This window comes from Lysobacter soyae (assembly GCF_019551435.1).
Lineage (GTDB): Bacteria > Pseudomonadota > Gammaproteobacteria > Xanthomonadales > Xanthomonadaceae > Solilutibacter > Solilutibacter soyae.
The window spans coordinates 156,258-181,286 of record NZ_CP080544.1 but is presented as its reverse complement, the minus strand read 5'-3'; the positions used below and the strand labels follow the sequence as shown (position 1 = coordinate 181,286).

The 25,029-nt window shown below is 60.2% G+C and carries 26 protein-coding genes and 2 pseudogenes; 13 read left to right on the top strand and 15 right to left on the bottom strand.

Translation table 11 applies throughout. The annotated features are described in order from the left end of the window. Positions 1–11 precede the first annotated feature (11 nt). Complete coding sequence (locus H8L67_RS00895; protein ID WP_220379930.1) at positions 12–1,181, bottom strand: class I SAM-dependent rRNA methyltransferase; 1,170 nt, start codon at positions 1,179–1,181, stop codon at positions 12–14. A gap of 66 nt (positions 1,182–1,247) precedes the next feature. On the opposite strand from H8L67_RS00895, the pseudogene H8L67_RS00890 reads away from it, so the two are divergent. The 5 genes and pseudogenes from H8L67_RS00890 to phhA all read left to right on the top strand — a co-directional run. Then, positions 1,248–1,913 (top strand): annotated as a pseudogene (locus H8L67_RS00890) (rhomboid family intramembrane serine protease); the annotation flags it as partial. A gap of 49 nt (positions 1,914–1,962) precedes the next feature. After that, positions 1,963–2,757 (top strand): annotated as a pseudogene (locus H8L67_RS00885) (TIGR00266 family protein); the annotation flags it as partial. Positions 2,758–2,978: 221 nt separating this feature from the next. Then, a complete protein-coding gene (locus H8L67_RS00880) occupies positions 2,979–3,608 on the top strand; it encodes an outer membrane beta-barrel protein (RefSeq protein WP_220379928.1) in 630 nt (209 codons plus the stop codon). 77 nt (positions 3,609–3,685) lie between these two features. After that, entirely contained in the window at positions 3,686–4,030 is a 345-nt protein-coding gene (locus tag H8L67_RS00875; protein ID WP_220379927.1) for a hypothetical protein, read from the top strand. Between the two features lie 32 nt (positions 4,031–4,062). Continuing rightward, entirely contained in the window at positions 4,063–4,953 is an 891-nt protein-coding gene (phhA, locus tag H8L67_RS00870; protein WP_220379926.1) for a phenylalanine 4-monooxygenase, read from the top strand. A gap of 6 nt (positions 4,954–4,959) precedes the next feature. Here the strand turns inward: phhA and H8L67_RS00865 are convergent, their stop codons facing one another. After that, entirely contained in the window at positions 4,960–5,688 is a 729-nt protein-coding gene (locus tag H8L67_RS00865) for a hypothetical protein (RefSeq protein ID WP_220379925.1), read from the bottom strand. Between the two features lie 153 nt (positions 5,689–5,841). Between H8L67_RS00865 and H8L67_RS00860 the strand changes: the two genes are divergently transcribed. From H8L67_RS00860 to H8L67_RS00845, 4 genes are all read left to right on the top strand, one after another. Further along, complete coding sequence (locus H8L67_RS00860) at positions 5,842–6,948, top strand: sensor histidine kinase (protein ID WP_220379924.1); 1,107 nt, start codon at positions 5,842–5,844, stop codon at positions 6,946–6,948. Beyond that, positions 6,945–7,580 (top strand): response regulator, encoded by a 636-nt coding sequence (locus H8L67_RS00855; RefSeq protein ID WP_220379923.1) that lies wholly within the window; start codon positions 6,945–6,947, stop codon positions 7,578–7,580. Before H8L67_RS00860 ends, H8L67_RS00855 begins: the two co-directional genes overlap by 4 nt. Before the next feature lie 59 nt (positions 7,581–7,639). After that, positions 7,640–8,653 (top strand): class 1 fructose-bisphosphatase, encoded by a 1,014-nt coding sequence (locus H8L67_RS00850; protein WP_220379922.1) that lies wholly within the window; start codon positions 7,640–7,642, stop codon positions 8,651–8,653. Positions 8,654–8,751: 98 nt separating this feature from the next. Continuing rightward, a complete protein-coding gene (locus H8L67_RS00845; protein ID WP_220379921.1) occupies positions 8,752–10,137 on the top strand; it encodes a sigma-54 dependent transcriptional regulator in 1,386 nt (461 codons plus the stop codon). A gap of 4 nt (positions 10,138–10,141) precedes the next feature. On the opposite strand, the gene H8L67_RS00840 is transcribed toward H8L67_RS00845, so the two are convergent. The 8 genes from H8L67_RS00840 to H8L67_RS00805 all read right to left on the bottom strand — a co-directional run bounded on the left by H8L67_RS00840 (position 10,142) and on the right by H8L67_RS00805 (position 16,482). Continuing rightward, positions 10,142–11,440 carry a hypothetical protein gene (locus tag H8L67_RS00840; RefSeq protein ID WP_220379920.1) on the bottom strand — a complete coding sequence of 433 codons (1,299 nt, stop codon included), beginning with the start codon at positions 11,438–11,440 and terminating at the stop codon, positions 10,142–10,144. Positions 11,441–11,461: 21 nt separating this feature from the next. Then, positions 11,462–12,229, bottom strand: a complete 768-nt coding sequence (locus H8L67_RS00835; RefSeq protein ID WP_220379919.1) for a hypothetical protein — start codon at positions 12,227–12,229, stop codon at positions 11,462–11,464. Between the two features lie 18 nt (positions 12,230–12,247). After that, positions 12,248–12,877, bottom strand: coding sequence for a C39 family peptidase (locus H8L67_RS00830; protein WP_255556087.1), 630 nt, complete (start codon positions 12,875–12,877; stop codon positions 12,248–12,250). Positions 12,878–13,061: 184 nt separating this feature from the next. Further along, a complete protein-coding gene (locus tag H8L67_RS00825; RefSeq protein ID WP_220379917.1) occupies positions 13,062–13,880 on the bottom strand; it encodes a FapB/FapC family functional amyloid domain-containing protein in 819 nt (272 codons plus the stop codon). Between the two features lie 30 nt (positions 13,881–13,910). After that, the gene (locus H8L67_RS00820) at positions 13,911–14,507 is read right to left on the bottom strand and encodes a FapB/FapC family functional amyloid domain-containing protein (RefSeq protein ID WP_220379916.1); all 597 of its coding nucleotides are present in this window, start codon (positions 14,505–14,507) and stop codon (positions 13,911–13,913) included. Next, complete coding sequence (locus tag H8L67_RS00815) at positions 14,504–15,034, bottom strand: FapA family amyloid fibril periplasmic chaperone (RefSeq protein WP_220379915.1); 531 nt, start codon at positions 15,032–15,034, stop codon at positions 14,504–14,506. The genes H8L67_RS00820 and H8L67_RS00815 overlap by 4 nt, the downstream gene beginning before the upstream one ends. A 282-nt stretch (positions 15,035–15,316) precedes the next feature. Beyond that, entirely contained in the window at positions 15,317–15,754 is a 438-nt protein-coding gene (locus tag H8L67_RS00810) for a response regulator (RefSeq protein ID WP_220379914.1), read from the bottom strand. Beyond that, entirely contained in the window at positions 15,751–16,482 is a 732-nt protein-coding gene (locus tag H8L67_RS00805) for a sensor histidine kinase (protein ID WP_220379913.1), read from the bottom strand. The genes H8L67_RS00810 and H8L67_RS00805 overlap by 4 nt, the downstream gene beginning before the upstream one ends. A gap of 84 nt (positions 16,483–16,566) precedes the next feature. Between H8L67_RS00805 and H8L67_RS00800 the strand changes: the two genes are divergently transcribed. After that, positions 16,567–18,381 (top strand): SLC13 family permease, encoded by a 1,815-nt coding sequence (locus H8L67_RS00800; protein WP_255555981.1) that lies wholly within the window; start codon positions 16,567–16,569, stop codon positions 18,379–18,381. Between the two features lie 22 nt (positions 18,382–18,403). Here the strand turns inward: H8L67_RS00800 and H8L67_RS00795 are convergent, their stop codons facing one another. Further along, positions 18,404–19,510, bottom strand: coding sequence for a PA0069 family radical SAM protein (locus H8L67_RS00795; protein WP_220379912.1), 1,107 nt, complete (start codon positions 19,508–19,510; stop codon positions 18,404–18,406). Between the two features lie 58 nt (positions 19,511–19,568). Here H8L67_RS00795 and cls point away from each other — a divergent pair, with 58 nt between their 5' ends. From cls to H8L67_RS00780, 3 genes are read left to right on the top strand one after another with little or no spacing between them, the layout of a single operon-like run. Beyond that, positions 19,569–21,023, top strand: a complete 1,455-nt coding sequence (gene cls / locus H8L67_RS00790; protein WP_220379911.1) for a cardiolipin synthase — start codon at positions 19,569–19,571, stop codon at positions 21,021–21,023. A gap of 38 nt (positions 21,024–21,061) precedes the next feature. After that, positions 21,062–21,730 (top strand): hypothetical protein, encoded by a 669-nt coding sequence (locus H8L67_RS00785; protein WP_220379910.1) that lies wholly within the window; start codon positions 21,062–21,064, stop codon positions 21,728–21,730. Next, positions 21,727–22,494, top strand: a complete 768-nt coding sequence (locus H8L67_RS00780; protein ID WP_220379909.1) for a pyridoxine 5'-phosphate synthase — start codon at positions 21,727–21,729, stop codon at positions 22,492–22,494. Before H8L67_RS00785 ends, H8L67_RS00780 begins: the two co-directional genes overlap by 4 nt. Positions 22,495–22,521: 27 nt before the next feature. Here the strand turns inward: H8L67_RS00780 and H8L67_RS00775 are convergent, their stop codons facing one another. From H8L67_RS00775 to H8L67_RS00760, 4 genes are all read right to left on the bottom strand, one after another. Further along, the gene (locus tag H8L67_RS00775; protein ID WP_220379908.1) at positions 22,522–22,935 is read right to left on the bottom strand and encodes an ExbD/TolR family protein; all 414 of its coding nucleotides are present in this window, start codon (positions 22,933–22,935) and stop codon (positions 22,522–22,524) included. Between the two features lie 12 nt (positions 22,936–22,947). Next, the gene (locus H8L67_RS00770) at positions 22,948–23,391 is read right to left on the bottom strand and encodes an ExbD/TolR family protein (protein ID WP_220379907.1); all 444 of its coding nucleotides are present in this window, start codon (positions 23,389–23,391) and stop codon (positions 22,948–22,950) included. A gap of 71 nt (positions 23,392–23,462) precedes the next feature. Further along, positions 23,463–24,197 carry a MotA/TolQ/ExbB proton channel family protein gene (locus H8L67_RS00765; protein ID WP_220379906.1) on the bottom strand — a complete coding sequence of 245 codons (735 nt, stop codon included), beginning with the start codon at positions 24,195–24,197 and terminating at the stop codon, positions 23,463–23,465. Between the two features lie 75 nt (positions 24,198–24,272). Beyond that, positions 24,273–24,986, bottom strand: coding sequence for an energy transducer TonB family protein (locus H8L67_RS00760; protein ID WP_220379905.1), 714 nt, complete (start codon positions 24,984–24,986; stop codon positions 24,273–24,275). Positions 24,987–25,029 lie beyond the last annotated feature (43 nt).

The following is a 25,029-nucleotide window of genomic DNA, read 5'->3' as shown; positions in this document are numbered from 1 at the left end:
GATCCGGTTTCTCAGTCGAGAACGCGGCAGAATACCGCTTTCAAATAGCGCGATTCTTGCACTTGGGCGAGGAAGGGATGGTCGGAACCCGCCCCCGACACCTTCAACACCTGGACGGTGCGCCCGGCATAAAACGCCGCACGACGCAGCATATCGAGGAACTGGTCTTCGCTGACCAAGCCGGTGCACGAGAACGTGGCGAACAAGCCGCCGGGCTTCACCACACCCAAGGCAAGCTTGTTCATGTCGAGATATTTCTTCAGTGCGCTGATGACTTGCTCGCGATCGCGGGTCATCTTTGCCGGGTCGAGCACAACCACGTCGAACTGCTCGCCATTGGCGGCCGCATCACGCAACCAGGGAAAAATATCGGCTTGGATATAGCGCGGCTTCACCCCGTTCAAGCGCGCGTTGTTGCGGGCAATATCCAACACAGCTGGGTCGATGTCGATGCCCACCACTTCACTGGCGCCGCGCACCGCCGCATACACACCGAAGCCGCCGGTGTTGCAGCACAGATCGAGCACGCGTTTGCCGGCGCACAGATGCGACAGCCATTCGCGGTTTTCGCGTTGGTCGGCAAAGAAGCCGGTCTTGTGCGCGCCGGCAGGATCCGCCTGGAACTTGATGCCGTACTCGGTGATCAGTGCCGGCTCGGTGCCTTGGGTGTCGCGATAGTCGAAGCTTTCCTGCTTTTGCACGTGCTCGTCGGCGAAGCTGTGGAAGCGGCAGCCCGGGAAGAGGTTGCGCAAGGCATTGAAGATCCACTCGCGGTGGCGCCAGGCACCGGCACTGAAGAATCCGACCACGATCAGATCGTCGTAGCGGTCGATCACCAAACCACTGATGCCGTCGCCTTCGCTATGGAACACCCGCCATGCATTGCTGATGTCGTCGAGTTTCAAGATCTCGCGGCGCATCGCGACCGCCTCGGCGATCTTGGCTTCGAACCATGCTTGGTCGATCACCTCGTCCGGATTGTTGCTCAGGATGCGCAGGGCAATGCGCGAATGTCCGTTGTAAAAGCCTTGGCCGATGTACTTGCCGTCAACACCCTCGACGTCGACGATGCTGCCCGGTTTCGGGCGTTGGGCGGGTTTTTCAACCAAGCGTTGGAAAATCCACGGATGGGTGGAGTTCCAAGCATTTTTCAGGCGGACACGCTGGATCAATTCGTTCATGCGTGCATTGTAAGCGGTGGCGCCGGCCGGCTTGCTTTATGCGATGGCCACCGCCATCTCTGATCCATGCATATTCCCGCGCACGCCCCGACCGACGCCGCCTTACAGAAACAGCAAGACCGCTTTCGGATCCGGCGGGCCTTCCGTTTGAGTGCGTTGGCCACCTTGCTGCTGCTGTCGCTGCAGGCCCTGCTGGCAAACGTCGATATTCATCCGTTCACCGTCCAGCCTTGGCGCCTGGAGGGGCTACTCGGCATCGTGTTTGCGCCCCTGCTGCATGGCAGTTGGAACCACGTGTTGAGCAACAGTATCGCGGTGTTGCTGCTGGGTACGCTGGCCGGCAGTGTGTACCCGCGTGCAACGGTACGCGCCTTGCCATGGCTGTGGCTTGGTTCGGGCGTCGGTGCCTGGTTGCTGGGCGCGCCGGGTGAACACCATCTGGGTGCCAGCGGCATCACGCACGGGCTGATGTTCTTGGTCTTTGTGCTCGGGTTGCTACGCCGTGACCGCGCGGCAGTCGCCGCGGCGATGATCGCGTTTCTCGTCTATGGCGGCATGATGATGACGATTTTTCCGCAGGAGGCCGGTGTCTCCTGGCAGTCGCATCTGGGCGGCGCCGTCGCGGGTGTGCTGTGCGCCTTGGCATTACGAACGGCCGATCCGTTGCCGCCAAGACGCGTTTACAGTTGGGAACTTGAAGAGGACGCCGAGCAGGGCGATTCCTCAGAACCCTGAATTTCACCACCAACCAATTGTTAGAGGAAGTCCGATGAGCCGCGCCAACGATGTGATCGATTACAAGATTGTCGGCAACGACATGCCCTTCGTCGAAGTGGAACTTGACCCGGGTGAGAGCGCCATCGCGGAAGCGGGCTCTTTGATGTACAAGGACGCGTCGGTTCAAATGGACACCGTGTTCGGCGACGGCAGCGATAGCAGCGGCGGCGGCGTGATGGGCAAGCTGTTCTCTGCCGGCAAGCGCCTCGTCACCGGTGAGAGCTTGTTCACCACGGTGTTTACCCACACGGGACAAGGCAAGGCGCATGTGGCGTTTGCCGCCCCCTACCCGGGCACGGTCGTTCCGTTGAAGCTGTCGGATTTCGGCGGCACGCTGATTTGCCAGAAGGACAGTTTTCTCGCCGGCGCACGCGGTGTCTCGCTCGGCATTCATTTGCAACGCAAGATTCTCACCGGCCTGTTCGGCGGCGAAGGATTCATCATGCAAAGGCTCGAAGGCGACGGCATGGTTTTCGTGCACGCCGGCGGCACCTTGGTGGAAAAACAACTCGCTCCTGGCGAACGTTTGGATGTGGATACCGGTTGCGTGGTCGCGCTGCAGCCGAGCGTCAATATGGACATCCGTGCCGCTGGCGGTATCAAGAGCATGATGTTCGGCGGCGAAGGCATGTTCCTCGCCACCCTCACCGGGCCCGGTCATGTCTGGCTGCAATCCTTGCCGTTCTCGCGCATGGCCGGCCGGATGTTCGCGGCAGCCCCGCAAGGCGGCGGCAAGAACGTCGGCGAAGGGTCGATTCTGGGCTCGGTGGGCCGCATTCTCGACGGCGACGGCTTCTGATTGCCACGCCATACCCCATAGAATGCTGAATGGGCGAAGGCACACTCGGCATGAACTGAGACTGATGCAAGGCGTGTTTTAACAATTGACATTCAGCTTGCGGTTTTCTACCTAAGCGATTGATTTACGAAGATGTTAAGCGGGGTTTTCAATCGCCGACCCCCTCCCTATCTTGTCTCTACGCCCCACCTCCCTCCCCCGGGGCGATAGAGAGAAGAACCATGAAGAACAAGAAGACACTCGCATTCACCTCTTTGGCCGCTGCTGCTTTGGCCGTCATGTCCACCGGCGCTTTCGCCCAGGACGCAGGTAACAAGGGCGCGTTCATCCGCGGTGAAGTCGGTAAGACCGAAATCAACAACGGAACCGCCGGTGTACCGGACTCGAAGGACACCTCGGTGAACGTGCGCGGTGGCTATTACTTCACCCCGCATGTCGCGGTTGAAGGCTTCTACGGTCGTTACTACGACAAGGACACCACCTTGCCGGCCGGTGCCGGTTCGGTGAACCAGCGCGTCACCGGTTACGGTGTCGGCGTGGTCGGCAAGATGCGTTTGGCGCAAGACCAAACCGCAAACACCGGTTGGTACGGTCAAGCCCGCGGTGGCGTGATGAAGGCCGACAGCAAGGTTGAAACCAACCTGCTCGCCTCGTCCACCAACGTGGTCACCACCGACAAAGGCACCGTCACCCCGTACGTCGGCGTGGGCGTGGGCTATGACTTCACCCCGAACGTGGGTGTGGGCGTGAACTACGACTACTTCCGCGGTCGCAACAACGATGCCTACACCGGTGCGAAGAACCGCTACAACAGCAACAGCCTGACCGTGAGCGGCGAATATCGCTTCTAAGTCATCACATCTGTTGTGGAAACATGGAATGGCCGCGTAATGCGGCCATTCTTTTGGCTGGAAACAGGAGACATGCCATGCGCGCAACGATCAGCACATTCGTCATAGCGACTGCCATGGCGGTGATGGGTTGCACAACGACACCGACCGCAACACCGGCCAATGATGGCGGCACTTTCTCATTCAGCGGTGTCGTCAAGGCGCGCGACAACGGCTGTTTTGTGGACGGCGTTTGCACGATCACCGTCAACGACACGGTGGTGACCACCATGAGTGGACGCCGCATGGGCCCTGCACCGATTTGGGGACGCGTGGAAGGCGATCCGCAGGTGGGCACACGCGTGGCGGTGTACTGCAAGCGCGTCAACGATGCCTGCACGTTGGAAGGCAGCGAATCGTTTTTCATTCGCGTCTTGCCCTGAAAATACGTTTCCCGCGCGGGTAGAATGGTCATATGAACATGCCACCGCGACGCGTTGAAAATCTCCACACCGATAAAGGCAAGGTGCCGGTCTATGCCACCGGTATCGTCGATCAACCTTGGGACAGCTATAGCGCTGAAGACCATGGCGTGTGGAAGGTGTTGTACGAACGTCAACGCGCGTTGTTGAAAGGCCGCGCTTCGGACGAGTTTCTGCAAGCGCAAGACGCGATGGGCATGAGCCCCGACCACATCCCGAAATTCTCCGACATCAATGCGGTGTTGGAACCTGCCACCGGATGGACCTTGATCGGTGTGGAGGGTTTGCTGCCGGAGCTGGACTTCTTCGACCACTTGGCCAATCGTCGCTTTCCGGTGACCTGGTGGATCCGACGCCCCGATCAAATCGATTACATCGAAGAGCCGGACTTGTTCCACGATCTTTTCGGCCACGTGCCGTTGTTGATGTTGCCGACCTTTGCTGACTACATGGCCGCCTATGGCCGCGGCGGTGTGAAAGCACACGGCATCGGTCCGGAAGCTTTGGTCAACTTGACGCGTTTGTATTGGTACACGGTGGAGTTCGGGCTCATCGAACAGGCCGACGGGCTGCGCATTTACGGCAGCGGCATCGTTTCCTCCGCAGGCGAATCTTTGTACTCGTTGGAATCCGAAGCGCCGAACCGGATCGGTTTTGATTTGGAACGCATCATGCAAACGCGCTATCGGATCGATACGTATCAGAAGACCTATTTCGTGATCGATTCCTTCCAGCAATTGATGGATGCGACCGCCCCCGATTTCACGCCGATCTATCAGCGCTTGTCCGAGCAATCGGCGATTCCTGCCGGCGACGTGCTGGCGTCCGACCATGTGATCCATCGCGGCAGCGGCGAAGGTTGGGCCACCGACGCCGACGCCTGACGGGCTTTATTCCGGTTGCGGCATGCTTGCGCGCAGCCTGCGTGACGGCGGCTTGCGGTTGTACTTTTTGCCGAGCCAAACACCGGCGGCAGTCGCGACAATCACCGGCGCGAACCAAGGGAAGACCTCAATCAGCACACCGGGAATCTGTGTGTGCGTGGCGAGCCAGGCCCAGACCGGTCGCATGCCGATGGAAAGAAAGGCCACGTGGGTGGCAATCCCCGCACCCAGCATCGCTTGGTAGTGCATCACCACATGCCAGTTGCCTTGCTGCGGGCCGTCCTTCGCGAAGCGGTGCATACGCCAAGCGGTAAGCAGCGGGATCAACGCAAACCCCACGAAGACCAACTGGCCCGTGCGCACGCCGACCCAAATCACCGGCACCGCCAGTAATGCCGGCAAGTATTGCGCAAGCTTCCAGCCCGGACGTGCCACCAAATTTTTCCAGTCACGTTTATCGGTGACCGCGCGCCAAGCGGTCCAACAGGCCTGTGCGGTGAGCGGCAGCAAGAAGGTCAGAAACAGCGCAATGGCTAATTTTTGTCGGAAGAACGCAAACTCGATCACCAAGGGAATGCCGCTGACCACGATGCCGGCCATGGCCAGCAGGAATAGCTTGCCGATACCACGATGTTTCGGACTGCCTTTCTTCAAAAAGGCGGCAGACCAGAAGGTGACCAGCGCGATCAGGCCGAGCAAGCCGTGTATGGCAACGATGTAGGAATAGCCGGGCATATCGGTGTCCGTAGTGGATGGCGGGATGTAGGGTCATGGTGGGTTTTGCCGCGTGCCGCACGCAGTGCCGCGCGTCATTGCTTCGACCTGCCGGAAGTCACTTTCTTCGAGCCGCCGCTTGTATCCGTGCAAATCGACACGCACCATGCACGCATGACAACCTCACGCCCCCGACTTTTCGAGCCGCTCAATTTGGTGGCACTCGCCACGCTGGCGGTGGTGGGTTATACGATGCTGCGCTTGGAGATGCCCGACCGGTGGTATGCCCTGCTGTTGGTGATCGCCTTCGGCCTGTTGTCGGTGGGCATGGACCTCAGCCCGTTGGATGCACACAGGTCGACGACCGGATTTCTGCTCAGCCTCGCATTGGGCGTCTTGGGGATCTTGGCCTGCTGGTTTGGCGCCGGTGCCGGCACGGCACAAATCTTGTTGGTTCTGTGGGTGGCGCGCGCCTCGTACTACTGGCCACAGCGCACATTGTTGATCGCTGCAGTGGCATTGAACGTTGCGGTGTATTTCATCTTGAGCGCGCGCGGTGTCCGACAGCCGTTGTTGGTCACCCTGCTTTATGCTTGCTTCCAGGCATTCGCGGCGTTTCTTTCCACCTATTCGCGCCGCCTTGAAGAGGCCCGCGATCATCTGATGCAAGTGAATGCCGATCTGTTGGCCACCCGCGCATTATTGGCAGAGACCACGCGTAGCAATGAACGTTTTCGCGTCGCACGCGACCTGCACGATGTAGCCGGTCACAAACTCACGGCACTGCGTTTGAACTTGCGTGCGCTGGCTCTGGCACGACCGGACCAACCCGAACTCGCGGTCGCCGAGCAGCTCTCCGCTGATTTGTTGTCCGACATTCGCGGTGTGGTGCATACCTTGCGTGCGCAAGAGGGTTTGGATGTCGCACCCGCATTGGCGGCACTGGCCGCGCCCTATGATCGGCCGCGTGTGCGGGTGGAGATGGGCGATCACGTGCATATCACCGACGCGCGCCAGGCAGAGGCGATCGTGCGCTGCGTGCAAGAAGCCCTGACCAATGCCGCCAAGCATGGCGACGCGGATTCGTTGACCGTGACGTTGCGATGCGATGCCGGCCGCTTGCAATTGTCTATCACCGATAACGGCCGCGTCCTGCAGCACTGGGCGCCCGGCCACGGTCTGCAAGGCATGCAAGAGCGTGTGGAAGAAGCCGGTGGCGAGGTGTCGATTCGCGCATCGGCTGACGGTGGCATGCACATTGCGGCGAGTTTTCCCGCATGAGTGGCGCCATCCGAATTGCGTTGGCAGATGACCAAGCCTTGGTGCGCGCGGGATTGCGTGCGCTCTTGCAGGAGCTCGGCATCACGATTGTTTTCGAAGCGGAGGACGGGGATGCGTTGATGGCCGGCATGGCAACGCACACCGTGGATTTGATCGTGTCGGACATCCGCATGCCCGGCGTGGACGGCATTGATGCCTTGCAGACGCTGCGCGCGGCGGGCAACCAAACGCCCTGCATTTTCCTCACCACCTTTGACGACAGCGACCTGTTGCTTCGCGCTACAGAAGCCGGCGCCCAAGGCTTCTTGTTGAAAGATGCGGCGCCGGCCGATTTGCTGGATGTGATCAGCCGGGTTGCGCAGGGCGAAACTTTTTTGCTTCCGGTCAGTACCGATCCCCTGCGTCATCGCTTCCGCTTTCACGAGGAAGCCGCGCCGACAGAGCGTTTCAGTGCCAAGGAAGTGGCGATTCTTCGCTTGTTGGCCGGCGGCTACAGCAACAAGGAGATCGCACGCAGTCTGTTTCTTGCCGAAGGCACGGTGAAGAACTACGTGTCGGCGATTTTGGAAAAACTCGATACCCGTGACCGCACACGCGCGGTGCTCAAAGCGATCGCGCTTCGGATCATTTGAATTGACCGGCGCCGCGGCGCAAAACGCTAGAATGTGGCGTCCACACGGAGCCCGACTGCATGTCCCAGCACGTTTCCCTCACCCGTTTCCTGATTGAAGAAGAGCGCGCCGATCACATCAACGCCGATTTGCGTTTGTTGATCGAAGTGGTGGCCCGCGCCTGCAAGACGATTTCTGTCGCGGTCGGCAAGGGCGCATTGGGCGGCATTCTCGGCGATGCCGGCACGGGCAACATCCAAGGGGAAGCACAGAAGAAGTTGGATGTGATCGCCAACGAAGTGCTGCTGGAAGCCAATGCCTGGGGCGGCCATTTGGCGGCCTGTGCATCGGAGGAGATGGACGATCCGTACCCGATTCCCGATGCGTTTCCGCGCGGCAATTTCTTGCTCCTGTTCGATCCCCTCGACGGCTCCTCCAACATCGACGTCAACGTGTCGATCGGCACGATTTTCTCGGTGCTCAAGTGCCCGGGCGACGTGCAGTGCGTGGACACACAAGCCTTCTTGCAACCGGGAAGTTCACAAGTGGCCGCGGGCTACTGCGTGTACGGCCCGGCCACCACCCTGATTCTGACCGTCGGGCACGGCACCCATCAGTTCACGCTTGATCGCGAGCAAGGCAGCTTCGTCTTGACCCAGCGCGACATGCGCATCCCGGAAGAGACCCAGGAGTTCGCCATCAACATGTCGAACAAACGCCATTGGGAAGCGCCGATGCAGGCCTATATCGATGATCTCTTGATCGGCAAAGAAGGGCCGCGCGGCAAGAACTTCAATATGCGCTGGATTGCTTCGATGGTCGCCGACGTCCATCGCATCCTGACGCGGGGCGGTGTCTTCATCTACCCCTGGGACAAGAAAGATCCGAACAAGCCGGGCAAATTGCGTCTCATGTACGAGGCCAATCCGATGAGCTTCCTGGTCGAACAGGCGGGCGGCGCTTCCACCAACGGGCGTTCCCGCATTATGGATATTCCCCCGACCGAGCTGCACCAACGCGTGCCGGTGTTCTTGGGTTCCAAGAAGGAAGTCGAGGCGGTGACCGACTACCACCGCAAGGCCGACCAAGCCTGATTGGCGCCTGCAGGCGCATATAATGTGCGCTTCGTCACATTCTGCTAAACTTCCCGACTCCCCTTGGGGGAATCGGGACAGATCGGCGGGGTGTCTGGGTGATTGCAACACGGGCGAGGGAACTGATTGTTGTCACGAAGCGCTATGACGCCTCGTGCGCAGCCTTTGCTGCGATGGCGTCCCACGGTTGGCGCATCCACTTCGTTGAAACGCCGGCAGCCGTGGCGCGCATCTTGTCGCAGTCAAACCGCAAGGCGCTGGCCGGGCTCGTCGACCTCACGGATTCACAGGGAACAGTGGACTATGCCCGCTATGTGCAAGACCTGCCGCGCGAGCGCATGGGCTGGGTCGCCGCCATAGATCCGGGCCAACTTGAAATCAAAGACGTTCGCCATCTGATTCGCGACGTCTGTTTCGACTTCATCACGGTGCCCTGCCCCGAGACCACCATCGAGTCGGTGCTCGGCCACGCGTTGGGTGTGGCGTCCTTGCATAGTGAAAGCACGCGCCACGTCGTCCAGGAAGAAGAGGCTTTCGGCGGCATGATCGGCGACAGCCCCGAGATGCGCGCGCTGTATAAATTGATTCGCCGCGCCGCGCCGAGTTTGGCGCCGGTCTACATCGCCGGCGAAACCGGCACCGGCAAGGAATTGGCCGCCGCCGCCATCCACCATCTTTCGCACCGCAGCGCATTTCCGTTTGTCGCCATCAACTGCGGTGCGATTCCACAACACTTGATGCAATCCGAATTGTTCGGCTATGAACGCGGCGCGTTCACCGGCGCACAACAACGCAAGCTCGGCCGCTTTGAGCTCGCCAACAAAGGCACGCTGTTCCTCGATGAAATCGGTGACCTGCCTTTGGATTCCCAGGCGTCATTGCTGCGTTTCTTGCAGGAGGGCATCATCGAGCGCTTGGGTGGCACCGATGCCATTCGCGTGGATGTTCGCGTGGTCTCGGCGACGCACCATGATCTTGAAGCGGCGGTCGCCGCCGGACGTTTCCGCGCCGACCTTTACCACCGCCTATGCGTCATTCGATTGAAGCAACCGCCGTTGCGAAGCCGCGGCGATGACATCGAACAATTGGCCGAACACGCACTCAAGCTTTATAACGGCACCGGCCAAACGCAGATGAAGGGGTTTTCCAACTGCGCGTTGAAGGCGATGCAAACCTATCCGTGGCCGGGCAATGTGCGTGAACTGTTGAACCGCGTCCACCAAGCGGTGGTGATGGCGGAAGGCCGTTACATCACGTCGAAAGATCTGGGGATTGATGCCAGCGAAGCCGGCCCGGTGCAAACCTTGGCCGCGGCGCGCGATGCCGCCGAAGTGCTTGCCATCAATGCGGCACTGCGACGCAATTTGTATCGGGTCGGGCATTGCGCGAAAGAGTTGGGCATTTCGCGCATCACCTTGTACCGGTTGATGAAGCAGCACGGACTGCGCACCGAAGCCATGGAACGTACCGCGGAAGTGGGCTGAGCGCTTAGAAGGCGCGCGTTGCCCGAACCCCCAGCACGTAGTTCGGTGCATCCGGCGACAAACCGACGACAGCTTGTCCGTTGATCGTCCAGCCAGAAGGCAACACATAGGTCCCGCCGACATTGAACGTGGCGGCATTCGACGAACTGCCGACGACACGACTCTTGTTGCCGTTGGCGTCCTTGATATGGGTGGCGCCGGATTGCGCCATCGCCACACTGAAGCTGAGAGCGGCGCGATCATTCAACGCCAGTGCCATGCCGGCGCTTAGCTGGATCGGGTTGCCCATGTAGACCGTCGCCGGCACGGTTTGTCCGAGCACGGGCGAGATGTCGTCGAACTTGCGACCGATGTTGTAGGTGTAAGCCAGGTTCGCAAACAGGATGACCGGATCGTAGGTTCGCAAGGCCGAGACACCCGCAGTCACGCTGTACATGCCGGTGCCCGTGGGCAAAGCGTCAGGAATGTTGAGGTTGTTGTTGTTCGAATCGGGCTGCACCAGTTTGATCCCGAACGGGCTGTCGCCGGTCGGGATGCGTACCCGCACGCTGCCGACGATGTCGGGCCAACGCTGCGACTCTTTGACGAATTGATAGTAGGCGGCGACGCTGGCGTCGCCGATGCCCTTGGAGGTGACGGTTTCTTCGCTGAGCTTGCTCGATGCCCCGCCTGCGCCGCCGGAAATAAAGCGCGTGCTGCGGATCACGTAGGGCACATTCGCTTCCAAGCTCAAGCGCGGCGTGAGACCGAAGCGGCCGGTGGCGTCAATGGTGAAGGTATTGGCTTTGACCTGGTCGAGGTTGATCGAACCGAGGAAGATCGCATCCAGCGCGAGAAAACCGCTGAGCGCCAATTGCCGGCGATCGTAGTAGCTATAGCTGCCGCCGATGTCGAGCGAAAACTTGCGCTCGAACAGCGGCGCGTGTTCGCGCACGGTGAGTGCGCGATCTTTCGCACGCTCATCCTGCGCCGCACGCTGTTGTTCTTCTCCGATGGTTTGTCCGGCCGGCGCGCTCTGCGCTTGTGGCGGTCTAGTCGCACCGCTGCCATCCGCCGGCATCGGTTGGGGCGCACTTTGCACCGCGTAAGCCGATGAAATGCCGCGGCCGCGAATTTGTTCCAGTTGCAGGGTTTCCACCTGCGATTTAAGTTCGCCGATGGTGTGTTCTTGCGCTTCGAGTCGCGCATTCAATGCACGGATTTGCGCGGCGACATCTTGTGGTTGCGATTGGGCAAACGCGCAAAAAGGCAATAGAGATACGGCAATGCCGAGCGCGAGTGGCGCCTTACGTAAAGTTTTCATAAGTATTCCCCCCCGGGAAGATCAACGTGGAAGACCGCGAAGGCCGGACAATGCGTTCTGCACACCCCATTGACGCTGCAGGTCTTCAGTGACGCCGGATGTTTGAACTTGAAGATTGAGGGCGTTGTTGGCGGACTGGTTGTCGCCCGCCACGCGAGCGGCCTGCATCACGCCATTGCCGTCACCGACGCTTTGCATCGCGGTGCCATTGGGGCCTTGCAAGGCCATGGACATACCGTTGGCGGCAAAGCGCACTTCAGTGCTGTACCCGCCCTGCGCCGCCGAGGCATAGCTGTTGCCGTTGAACTGGCTGCTATCCCCCAATGTCGGCACGAACGAGATTTGGGCAAGATTGGCCACACTGTTGCGGTCGCCTGCGAGCTGGGTGACTTGGGTCAAACCGTTGCCGGAAACGCTTTCCGCACCGGTGGCGCTGCGGGTGATGGCGACCAGGGGTGTGCTCCCGTCGGTGCTGCCGGTGGCGCCGGCCGTGGTGTGGATAGAGACCTGCATGGCGCCATTGGCATCACGCTGCATCTGTACCGCGGCCACCCCTTGCATCCATCCGCCGTCGGGCGCGCGCCAGTTGGAGACCATGTCTACGCGGACGCCAACCAAGAGATTCGCGCCGTAGTACTTGCCTTGAATCAACGCCAGATCCGCATCACTCACGCGTTCGACGCGCAGTACGGTGGTCTCGGCGGCACTCGCCTTCCAACTGGCCAGCATGAAGATCAGCATCGCCAGACCGATGGTCAGATGGGTGCCGGATGATTTGTGGTGTTTCATGTCGTTCTCCTCGTGCGCTTACATCAAGTCGCCACGGATCAGGCCGAGCTCGACCAAAGGCACGGGTGCGGCAGACCACGACAGGGCGTCGTTTCTGCGAAGCAGTGCATTGGAATGTTTGTCTTGCATGAGAAAACTGGCACGATTGAAATCGCTGTCGGTCATGACCGCCAGGACCACGCCGTTCCAGTTCTTCAAAAATTCGTCTTGATAGATGACGCGATGACCCAAGGCCGGATCCGCGATCATGATGCGACCGGCATTGGCGCCTTTGACGACAACGAAATGCTTGTAGCCGCGGGTGTCGAGCAAGGTGATCACCGGGATCTGCAACCGGTAGAGCGCTTCGATATCGACTTTGAAACCATGTGCGCGCATGCCGTTGCGTTCGCTGTAGCGCTTCATGTCCAGCATGGAAAATCCGCTGCGTGCGACATCCGCCGGGTTGGCCGCATGCGACACCATGTCTTTGATCATGGCGGTTTCGTCGACGTTTTTGCCGTAGCCGTAGCGCAAGACGGTGGCGAGCGCGGCACTGCCGCAGCTGTAGTCATAGCCTTGGCGTACGACGTCGCGATACTTCAGATCACGCAGGGTTTTGATCGGCTTGTTCACCATTGCATCGCCCGGCAATGCATTGAGATGCATCGTCACGCGGGGCACCTCTTGGGCGTGCACACAAGGTGCCGCCATCGCGGTAATCCATAGGCAAGGGAGCAAGCGCAGCAACATGTCGACCTTCGTTCGCAAGAGCGCCGCCCGGCCGGTGCGTACACCGGACCGGGCTGCGCCGGGGGGACAAACCTGCCTGCAAAGGCAGTAACCCGTTGGCTTAGTTCGCGACTGCGATCGAGAGGCCGTTGTGTTGCGCGTTGCCGACACCGGCTGCGATGTTCACGCCGATGTTGCCTTGGGCGCCGCGCAAGGCATTGCCCGACATCGAGGCATTGGTGTCGAGATCACCACAGCCCGGGTCGATGACGTTCATCAACGTCAGCTGTTCGCTGTCGGCCGTGGCCTTGGCGATGGCACCTTCCGGCTTGGCGCGGTCGTGATCGTCGTCGTCATGACCACCACCACGGGCAACGCTCGAGGAACTGCCGCCGCCGGTGTTGACCGAAGCAGCGAGGCTGTTGCTTTGGGCGTTACCCACCCCTGCGGCCACGTTCACGCCGATGTTGCCTTTGGCGTCACGCAAGACGTTGCCGTCCACAGCGGCGGTGAGGTTCACATCACGTGCGCCGTCACCGGCAGCGAGGTTGCCGAAGGTGCCTTGGGTATTGAAGGACATCGCGGTTGCGAAGACACGGCTGCCATCCACGGCCGACAAAGCGACATCGTTGGATTGGGCATTGCCGACGCCGGCGGCGATGTTCAAACCGACATTGCCTTGTGCGTCACGACCGGCGTTGTTGTGCGCGCCGGCGGTGGCATCGCCATCGCCATAGGAAGTGTTGGCGGTGGTGGCTTGGTCTTGATCGATGGTGGCGGCAGACTCTGCGTTGACGTCGATCTTGCCGGTGACGGCAACATGACCGCGAACGGAGATGTCATTGGTGATGTCAGTGCGCGTGTTGGTACGTGCATCGTCGGCAGCGAAAGCCGGTGCGGCAACGAGGGCCAGCGCAAGAACGGTAAGTTGCAGTTTCATGATGATGCTCCTGGTAGGTGTTTAGTCGTTTCACATTCCACCGGCGGATGCCGGCAGCTTTACAACAACGGCGTTGGTGGCGGAATTGCCGACCCCCGCGCTCTGATTGACCTGGAGCACACCGGAGGCGCCACGAAAAGCATTCGCATCAATGCGTGCTTCGCGCGCCACCTCCGGTGCACTCCCAGCCCCCTCAGTCGGTGCTGCGACGATGGCGACGGTTTGCGCCAAGGTCGCGTCATCCGTGGTGGCGACGCCGTCGCTCGCCTGGATGACCAAAAGATTGGATTGCAGGTTGTTGACCCCTGCGGTTTGATTCAACGCCAAGGCGCCGTGGAATCCGCCGAAAGCGCCCGCTTGGATGTCGCTGCTGGCGGCGCGTGCGGTGTCCGGATTCTGGGCGGTTTGATTCGACTGCGCGCTGGCGGATGACGCCTTGCCTTGTGCAACGGCCATCAAGTTCACTTGGCCATTGCCGACGCCCGCGGCTTGATTAACGGACAAACGCCCGCTGGCGCCTTGCGCAGCGGATTCACCGATGCGACTTTGGTCGAGACTTTGCGCGGCCACGGGCTGCGCCAGCGTAATGCCGAACAGCAAGCACACCGGGGTCAGGCAACGCTTCATCGCGTGCCTCCGACCGAACCCAATGCGGTATTCAATGCGCCGGTGACTTTGTCGCCAATGCCGGAGGTTGCCGAGCCCACAGCGCCACCCACTGTGGCATTCAAGCCGCGCGGCACCGCGCCGCCACCGGCGCCTTGAGCACCAACTGATTGCGACAACGACGACGTCGGTGACACCAGCGTGGCATTCAACACCGAGCGCACGCCGTCGCCACCGGCTTGGGTCATGCCGAGCGCGTCATCGCCGACCGTGGTGACCTGACCGATCTGTTCTTGGAATTTTTTTTGTGGAAAGGTCGTCGCCTCGGCCGCAATCGGCATGTCCTCTTTGGGAATGCCGCGATAGGCGATGCGCGGATTGACCGTGCGACCGATGGTGATGGACGGATCTTTTGCCGCAGGTGCACTTTGCGCTTGGGCGCCGCTGGCAAGCGCCAAGCCGGCGCACCACACGACCACCACGGCAATCGCCATCGCACAACGTGCGCTGCGGCTGCGGGTGTTGAATGTGGCATGGGCGCTGTACATGGTCTCTGTCCTTCGAACATCGGCGGATCCGACGTGCAAGGGATAAGAGCGAAGACCGTGCCAACTTTATAAGCAGTTGAATTTACAGACTAATTTTGAAATTCAGGGCGCCAACGTGATGATCGCGTCAAGGTTTTTGTTTCTTCCAGGAAACAGATGCGGTTCGGAAAAATCTGACGCATGGGCTTCGGAAAGGCTGAATAGCTCGTATCCATGGGCTAGGAAGGCGAAGGGCGAACGCCTTGGTGCGCGCACAGAGCGCGTTTCAGAAACGAAACGATATTACGTCTGTGCGACCTGATTCACTTCCAGCCAATAGCGGACGATTTGCACCAATCGCGCTTGAAAGCGCTCGAAGTCCATCGGCTTTTGAACGTAGCTGTTGACGTGCAAACGCACGACCGAGTTCAAGTCAGGCGGCTCCGCGCTGGTTGTCATCACCACCACCGGTACCGCTTGCGTGCGTGGATTTTCGCGAATCATTTTCAGCACTTCGCGGCCATCCAACAGCGGCAAGTTCAAATCGAGCATCACCAGTTTCGGCAAGGCCTCGCCGGCACGATCGGCATAGTCGCCTTGCGCAAACAAAAAGTCCAAAGCCTCCAATCCGTTGCGCACGAAATGAATGTTCACCGGCGCGTCGAGACTGTGCAACGCGAGCTTGGCCAGCTCCAAATCGTCGTCGTTGTCTTCAACAAACAACACGGTCGGAATGCTCATGACCGGCCCCCGTCGTTGGGCAATGAGATCACCACCACGCTACCGCCTTCCGGCGCCGGCGACAGTGAAATGCTGCCCGCATGTTTTTCGACAATCAATTTTGCCATCGCCAAGCCGAGCCCTTGGCCGCCATGGTTCTCAGCGGGGTGGATGCGCACAAACGGTTCGAATGCGCGCTCGGCATGTTGTGCGTCAATGCCGATGCCGGCATCGTGCATGCGGATATGCGCGTGTTGTTCGTCCTGCCGGAATTGCACGTGCACGCGGGCAGGTCGAGCAGCATCGGCGGAGAACTTGCGCGCATTGCTGAGCAACACGTCGAACAGGCGCTTCAACAGATGTTCGTCACCCTGGACTTCGGCACTACCTTCAACCGTCAGATCCAATTCGCCGGCCGCCAATTCAGAAGCGGACCAATCCAATAAGAACGCGAGGTCGACGTCCCTGAATTTGGTGTCGTGTTGCGCGGTTCGCAACCACATGACCAATTGATCGAGCATCTCGGTGCCGCGTCGGCTGGCATCGACAACACGCTGAAGTAAAGCGAGATCGTCCGGGACGAGCGTGTCGGCAGCGCGCGTTGCCACGATTTGGGCGAAGCCATGCGTACTTCTGAAAGCGGCACGCACATCATGCGACAGCGCATGGGCCAAGCCATCCAGTGTTGCTGTTTCCTCGACGCGGCGTTTTGCGTCGGTGTGGTCTAATGCCACCTGTCGATCATCCATGCTGCGTGCGTGTCTCCGCATTCTATCGGCGCGATTGACAGGGGATGTTCAAGTCATGTGAATTCAGGGAGCGGAAACCCGATCATGGTTACTCTGACCGCACAACAAATCGTGTTCATGGCCATCCTTGTGGGTGGCCTGTATTTGTTCGTAAGTGAGAAGTTGCGCATCGATGTTTCCGCGATGCTGGTGCTGTTGGCATTGGTTGTGACCGGCACGCTCGACAGCAAGGATGCGTTGGCCGGTTTTTCCAGTGAGCCGGCGATCATCATCGCCGCGGTCTTCGTGATTTCCGGCGCACTCAGCGCCACAGGCATCACCGAACGGATCGGTCAATGGGTCGGCCGGGCGTCGGGCGGGCGCGAGTGGCGAACGATTGCCGTGGTGATGCCGACGGTTGCCGCGTTGTCGGCCTTCACCCACCACGTGATGGTCACCGCGATGATGTTGCCGATTCTCATCCGCCACGCCAAAGAGAAGAATCTGCCGGCATCACGCTTGCTGATGCCGATGTCCTTGGCGGCGTCGCTGGGCACAACATTGACGTTGATTTCAGCGCCCGCGTTCCTGATTGCCGACAACATGCTGGAACGCGCCACCCATGAAGGCCTCGGCATTTTCAGCATCACGCCCATTGGTTTGGCGCTGGTTGCGGTCGGCATGATCTACATGCAATTGACGCGCTGGCTGCTGCCGCGCCGCAGCGGTGAGCAATCCGACGACGACTACATGCGCGTCGAGCGCTACAGAACGGAATTGTTGGTGGTGCAAGGCGGCGCCTGGGCCACGCGCACCTTATTGGAATTGCGCAAGGCGATCGGGCCCAACGTCAAAGTGTTGGGTTGGCTGCGCGACGGCACCGAGCGCAAAGATCTGACCGACAGTAGTCCGTTGTTGGGCGGCGATTTGCTTTTGATCGAAACCGATGCCGATGAGTTGAAGTCCTTGCATGAACATCCGGGTTTGGATTTGAATGCGATCACCCGATTCGGCGCCAAGACCACCGACGAGCACGAAGGCTCGCCGCAGTTGTTGCAAGCGGTGGTCGCGCCCGGTTCCGAATTCATCGGCCGTTCGATTCGCGAGTTGGATTTCGCCCATCAGTTCGGTGTGGTAGTAGCGGGGCTGTGGCGTCGTGAAGGCACGGTCGCGCCGCGCTTGTCTGATACGCGTTTGCGTGAGGGCGATTTGCTTGTGCTTTGGGGTGTTCCGTCGCGTTTTTCGGAGCTCGCCGCCCATCATGGTTTCTTGATGTTGATGCCCTTCCGCGGTGAAGGCATGCGTCGCTTGCGTGCGCCGTTGGCGATGTTGATTTTGATTGCAACGATTGTGCTGGCGGTGACCGAATGGATACCGGCGCCACTGGCGTTTCTCGCCGGCGCGGTGGCCATGGTCGTGCTGAAGTGTGTCGACATCACCCGCGCTTATCGCGAGATCGACGTGCGGATTTTCGTGATGATCGCCGGGGTGATTCCCTTGGGCATCGCGATGGAGCAAACCGGCACGGCAAAACTGTTGGCCACCGGCTTGCACCATTTTGTGGCGGGATTGCCGTCGCTCACCATTCTTTTGGTGATGTTTAGCTTGGCAGCCCTTCTGACGCAGATCATGTCGGATTCGGCGACCACCGCCCTGCTCGGACCGATCGCCATTTCACTGGCGCAAGAACTCGGCATGCCGGCGACACCTTTCGTGGTCTGTACTGCGCTTGGCGCCGTCGTGGCGTTTCTGACGCCGATCGGTCATCACGGCAATTTGCTGATCTTGGGTCCGGGCCAGTACAAATTCGGCGACTTCCTACGCATCGGATTGCCACTCACTGCTTTGGTTGCTGCGGTGTGCGCATGGATGGCGCGCTGGTTGTGGTTGGGCGGGCCTTTGATTCCGCACTTCGCATAGCAAAGCCTGTGCGGCGCATCGATCAGAACAGCCTGCCCTGATCGCCGGCGGCCGCCGGCGGTTGAAACTGCGATAGATCCAGCGCCGCAATGCCCGGAAATCCGAGCTTGCGTTTCGTCTTGCGCACCCGCTGCGCAATCAAATCGGCAAAGGGCCCACTGCCACGCATGCGTTGCGCATAGTCGCTGTCGTAGTCTTTGCCACCGCGTGATTGTTGCAACAGACTCATGGCATGCGCGGCGCGTTCGGGATAGTGCAACTGCAACCACTCGCGCCAGATCTCGGTCAGCTCATGCGGCAAGCGCAACAAGATATGTGATGCGGACTGCGCACCGGCGGCGTGGCAAGCTTCAAGAATCTGTTCGAGTTCGTGATCGTTGATCAGCGGAATGACCGGGGCAACCAGCACACCCACCGGCACACCGGCATCGCGCAGGCTGCGGATGTTTTTCAGCCGCGTATGCGGCGCGGCGGCGCGCGGCTCAAGTTTGGCGGACAGATGGTTGTCGAGCGTGGTGACGGAAATATTGACGCTGACCAAGTTGCGTCGCGCCAATGCCGCGAGCACATCCACATCGCGTGCAATGGTCGAAGACTTGGTGATGATGTGCACTGGGTGCCCGGTCTCCAAACAGACTTCGAGCACGGCGCGTGACAAGCCGAGTTCGCGTTCGACTGGTTGCCAACCGTCGGTGTTGACGCCGAGCGCGAGCGGCGCCACTTGATAGCCGGGCTTTCTCAAAGTTTCGCGCAGCTTCTCGGCGGCATTGAGCTTGGCATAGATCTCGGTTTCAAAATCCAAGCCGGGTGAGTGATCGAGATAGCTGTGGGTGGGTCGCGCAAAGCAATAGACACAGGCGTGTTCGCAGCCCTGATAGGGATTCACCGAGCGGTCGAAACCGACATCCGGCGAGCTGTTGAAGCTCATGATGCTGCGCGCCTGTTTCGGATGGATGCGCGTGGCCGGCCGATGCGCGAGATCTTCGGCGATTTCCTCGGCCAAAGTGCCCCAGCCATCATCGATCGCCACGGCGTCGCGTTTCGCAAACCGCGAGCGGGTTTGCGAGGCGGCGCCGCGCCCTTTGATGGCGGCTTGTGCGTCAAAGTGGACTTTCCGCCGTAGCGTCATGCAGTTAGCCTAAGCCCTAGATGTCGCGCCGGCTGCGACCACTGTTCGGAGATTCAGGATGTTCGATCGTTTTCAAGGCTTCTGGGCCACGTTCTGGGATATCGAACATATCCGTGTCTACCTGACCGTGGCATGGCTGGCCTATTTGATCGGTCTCGGGATCTGGATCGTGCTGCAAAAGCGCGAACCTGTGGCCACCTTGAGTTGGTTGATGGGCTTGGCTGCCCTGCCCTATATCGGACTGTTGGTCTATGTGCTGATCGGTCCGCAACGGATCAAACGTTTCCGGTTGCGGCGTTCGCGCGCGCGGGTCGCGGCCTTGGCCGAGGCGGAAAAGTTGGAGCGCAGCGAACAGGTGGAATTGAGCCGCTTGGCGACCGCCACCACCGAATTCGTGCCCACCAGCGCCACCGATGTGCACTTGCTGATCGACGGCCATGCCAAGTACACGCATTTGTTGAAAGACATCGCCGAAGCGCAGCATCACATCCATTTGGAGTACTACATTTATGCCGCCGATGAGGTCGGAACGGCCATTCGTGATGCTTTGGTGGAGCGCGCACGTGCCGGCGTGACGGTGCGGCTGCTGCTGGATGCACTCGGTTCGTCGCGCGCCACGGAAAAATATTTCAAGCCACTGCTGGATGCCGGCGGTGAGATCGCCTGGTTCCACCCAACCCACTTCAGCCGCATTTGGAAGTTCTGGCGCCGGCCCTGGGTCAACATGCGCTCGCACCGCAAGATCGTCGTGATCGATTCGCTGATCGGCTACACCGGCGGCATCAATGTGACGATTGAGGAAGACGAGTCGCGGCGCGACGATGCCTACCGCGACTTGCATATGCGCATGACCGGCAAGGTGGTGCTGCAGCTTCAACAGATTTTTGTCGAAGATTGGGCGTACTCGACCGGCCATCGGGAATTCATCTCTCAAGTGGCACGCACTCTGCCGGCGTTGGAAGAAGGCCGTTTTTGCGTTCAAGCCATTCCTTCAGGACCGGATTCCGACTGGGAAGCCATTCATCGCGTCCATGTCGGGGCCATTCACGCAGCGCGGAAACGGGTGTGGTTGCTGACGCCCTATTTTGTGCCCGGCGAAGCAGCACTGATGGCGCTGACCTCTGCGGCGTTGGCGGGTTTGGATGTGCGATTGATGGTGCCGCATAGAAGCGACAGCCTGCTGGTGACGTTGGCGGCGCGTTCGTACTTCGACCGCTTGCTGGCGGCCGGCGTCAAGATTTATCAGTACGGGCCGCGGATGTTGCACACCAAGGCCATGTTGGTGGATGACGACATTGCGCTGATTGGTACCGCCAATTTCGACCCGCGCAGCTTCCGGCTCAATTTCGAAGTGACCATGTTGTTCAACGATGAGGAAGTGGCCTCTGCCTTGGAGAAGCAAATTCTTGCCGAATTCCCGAGCGCGCCGCGTGTGCGTGACCCGGGCAAACGTCCCTGGTTGACCGCCCAGCTGCCGGAGGCCGTCGCCCGTCTGATGTCGCCGTTGCTCTAAGCGCCGCGCGATACACTCGGATCAAATCGGAGGTCGGTATGCATTGGATTTTGTTGATCGTCTGTTGCGCGTCGGTTTACGGCGGCATGGTCGCCAAATCGCCTGTCGCGATGGCCGTTTTTTTCCTGGTCGCGGTGGTCAGCTGCGTGGCTTGGTTGCGGGTGCGATACACCTTGCTGTTTCCAGGTGGCACCGCGGCGACGGCCGGTGCGGCCGGACTGAGTGATGTCGATTTGGATTCCTTGCGCGCCCATGTGCGTGCGCATGCGCAAACGAAAACCGCCGCCGCACCGGAAACTTTGGAGCGACCCGCCGATCCCGAAGCCATCCGCTTGGCCGCGCAGCGTGTGGCCGATCGCGACGCCGAGTTGGCGCGTTTACGCGAAGAAAGCGAGCGCGCGGCATTGGCGCTGCGCGCTGCGGAAGAACGTCGTGTGTTGGAGGCAGCGCGGGAGAAGATGGCTTCGGAGGATGCGCAAAACCGCGTCGCGGTCGCTGCGCCTGATCTGTCCGAGGCTTCACCTGTGTCGGAGCCCGTAGCGGACACGTCGACCCAAAAGGAAGCACCGATAGCGACCCCCGCCAAACCCCAAGGCCCGGAACGCGAAGTCGGTGAAGTGTGGAATCCGTATGCGGGCGCCGTTCAAGCGCCGAAGAAGGAAGCGTGGATCCACCCCACATCGGGCGACGCGCATCACGACGCATGACCACACAGCTCAGCGTCAACGTCAATAAAATCGCCGTCCTCCGCAACTCGCGCGGCGGCGCCTTGCCCGATGTGGTGGCGGCCGCGCGTTGCTGTTTGCAGGCCGGCGCGAACGGCATCACCGTGCATCCGCGACCGGACGCACGGCATATTCGGGCCGACGACGTCTACGCCTTGGCGCCGCTCTGCGCCGAGTTCGGCGTGGAATTCAATATCGAAGGCAATCCGTTTGCCCCACCGCGCAGCGGCTATCCGGGATTGCTGGCGTTGTGCGCCGAAGTCCGGCCCGCGCAAGTCACCTTGGTGCCGGACAGCGACGGGCAGCTGACCTCGGATCACGGTTTTTCGTTTGAATCCGATCTAGACGCCTTGGCCGCACACATTGCCGCGTTCAAAGCGCTGGGTGCTCGCGTGAGTGTCTTTGCCAATGTCGGCAATCCTCGAGTGGCACGCGCGAAGGACTTGGGTGCGGACCGTATTGAACTGTATACCGGCCCTTATGCCGAAGCGTTTTCCAAAGGCGGCGCCGAGCGGCAGGTGGCGTTGACTGCGGCGGCTGAAACCGCCATCTTGGCCCAAAGCGCGGGTCTTGGGATCAATGCCGGTCACGATTTGGATCAGGCCAACTTGCCCGCCTTCTTAAAATCGGTGCCCGATGTGCTCGAAGTCTCGATCGGTCACGCCCTGATCTCCGAGGCACTGTACGACGGCCTCGAAACAACGGTGAAAAACTATCTTTCCGCCATAAAAAAAGCCGCCTGTTAAGGCGGCTTTGAAAGGTAAGCGGTTAAATCAGTTGCCGTTTTCCACGAAAGCGATTTTACGCATGTCGGCATTCTTTGCGGCGGCCAAGACCTTGGCAAAGATGTCGTATTGCGCCTGATTCGAGGTTTCGATTTGGATGGACGGTTGGTTTTCCGGATCCTGACGTACCGTGTCTTTCATCGTTGCTTCAAGCGTTTTCACGTCCATCAGCGCGTCGTTCCAGAACACCTGGCCAGCACCGTCGATACGGAGCTTGATCGGTGCCTTGGGGTTCGGCGGCGGCGGGTTCGTGCTTGCTTGCGGCAAGTCGATCTTGATCGGGTAGGTTTGGATCGGCATGGTCACCATGAAGATGATGAGCAAAACCAACATGACGTCGACGAGCGGCGTGACGTTGATGTCCGCCATAGGGCCACTGCTATTGCCTGAGGAAAATGCCATATCAGTCGCTCCTTATTCCTGCTCGCCCGGCTTCGGACGGACGGTCACATAACCGATGTCCAACATGCCTGCGGTTTGCGCCATCTTGGTGATGTCCGCAACGATCTTCATCGGGGTGGTGCGGTCGCCACGGATATTCAGCGGCGGCTGCGGTGTTTTCTGGGCAGCCACAGCGAGGCGGCTTTCCAGGTCACCCTGGGTAATCAGCGAATCGTCCATGAACAACTGGCCATTTGCCTTCACCGAAATCGTGATCGGCGCGGTGGTCACGGCTTCTTTCGGCTTCGAAAGATCGGTCACCAGAAATGCGCGCGGCAGTTCCACCTTGGTTTTGTGGTTCATCAGCGGCGTGGTGATCATGAAGATGATCAGGAGCACCAACATGACGTCGACGAGCGGCGTCACGTTGATGTCTGCCATTGGGCCACTGCTGCTGTTACCCGTTGAAAATGCCATTGCTAAACGTCCTTAATCGATTGACCTGATGAAAGGTGGCAAGGCCGCCCGGCCCCGCCACCGCTCACGAATCAGCCCACGCGTGCGCCGGTTGCAAAGAAGTCATGCAAGTCGTGCGCAAACGTGTCGAACTTGGCGTTGGTCACGCGGTTCAGACGGTTGAAGAAGTTGTAAGCCAACACGGCCGGGATTGCCACGAACAGACCGGCGGCGGTCATGATCAAGGCTTCACCCACCGGGCCTGCCACTGCGGAGATCGAGGCGTCGCCCGATGCACCGATGCGAATCAAGGCGTTGTAGATACCCCACACCGTACCGAGCAGACCGACGAACGGTGCGGTTGCACCGACGGTGGCCAACACAGTCAGACCGGATTCGAGACGCATCGATTCGCGGGTCACGGCTTGACGCAGCGAGCGGTCGACGAATTCCGAGCGGTTCAGCGACTCAGCCAAACGCGAACCTTCGTTGCGCTGGTGGTGGGCCGCGGCTTGCGAGGCGTCCAAAGCGATCTTCGAGAAGGGTTCGCTGGCTTTTTGTTCTTCCATGTAACGGATGGCGTCTTGTGCGTTCGGGGTTTCCCAGAACGTGGTGACGACGCGGTCGGCGCTACCGCGCAGACGTGCGTTCTTCGCCAGGTTGACCACGATCCAGTAGATCGAGAGCACCGAGAAGACGAGGAGTGTGAGGAACACGATCCAGCCGACTGCATCGAAATTTTGCAGCAGGTGGGAGAAGCTCATTTGCTGGAACGCTTGGGCGTTATTGCCTCCAGCAGCAGCTGCGTTCGGAGTTTGTTGGAGCATCGCGCTTACCTTCTTTCTGATTAAGTGGAATTGTTGTTTCTATAGGGTGTTGCGTTTACAGCTGTATTTCTTGGATCAATTGAAGTTGAACGGCAAGGTACCGCGACCACCGCTCGAACTTTGGCAAAGTCGAACTTTGCGCGACCAGGCAGCGGCGGCGCGGTCGACCGATTGGTCGCCCGAGCTTTGCGCCACGTCCGCACCGGTGACGGTGCCGTCGGCGGTGTAGGTCAGGGTGATCGACATCGACGATCCGACGTTGCCTTTGGTCCGCGCTTTACCCAAGGCGACTTGGATCGGCGTGGTCGGCGGTTGCGAGCAGATGTTGCCACGCAAGTCGGCGTTGTTGTTGGTCGGCGCGGACGGTGACGGCGGGGTCGGCGTCGGACGCGGCACCGGCACCGTTTGCGGCGGACCGGGGGTCGCTTGCACGTCGTTCGAGCTGACGCGGTCGGTAACCACCGGCGGCGTTTGCTGCTGCGGCGGCGGCGGCGTTGCCGGCTTCGGCGGCTGCGGCGGCATCGGCTTCGGCGGCTGCGGCGGCGGTGGTTTGAGAATCGGCGGCGGCGGCGGCGGCGGCGGCGGCGGTTTCACAATCTGCACGACGTCGCGTTCGGCTTCGAGGTTGTCTGCTTGCGGCGGAGATACCGGTGCCATCATCAACAGCAGCACAGCAACGTGAACGCCCAAAGCGGCGGACATACCGGCAATGCGTTGCCAGTTCAGTCCGGCGCCTTCGATGTCTCGATCGTTGCGGCGGTATTCGTAAGGGGCCAGTGTTTCCGTCATGCGTTGGCTCATGTAGGGGTCGGCACAAGTGCCTCGGAGTGGT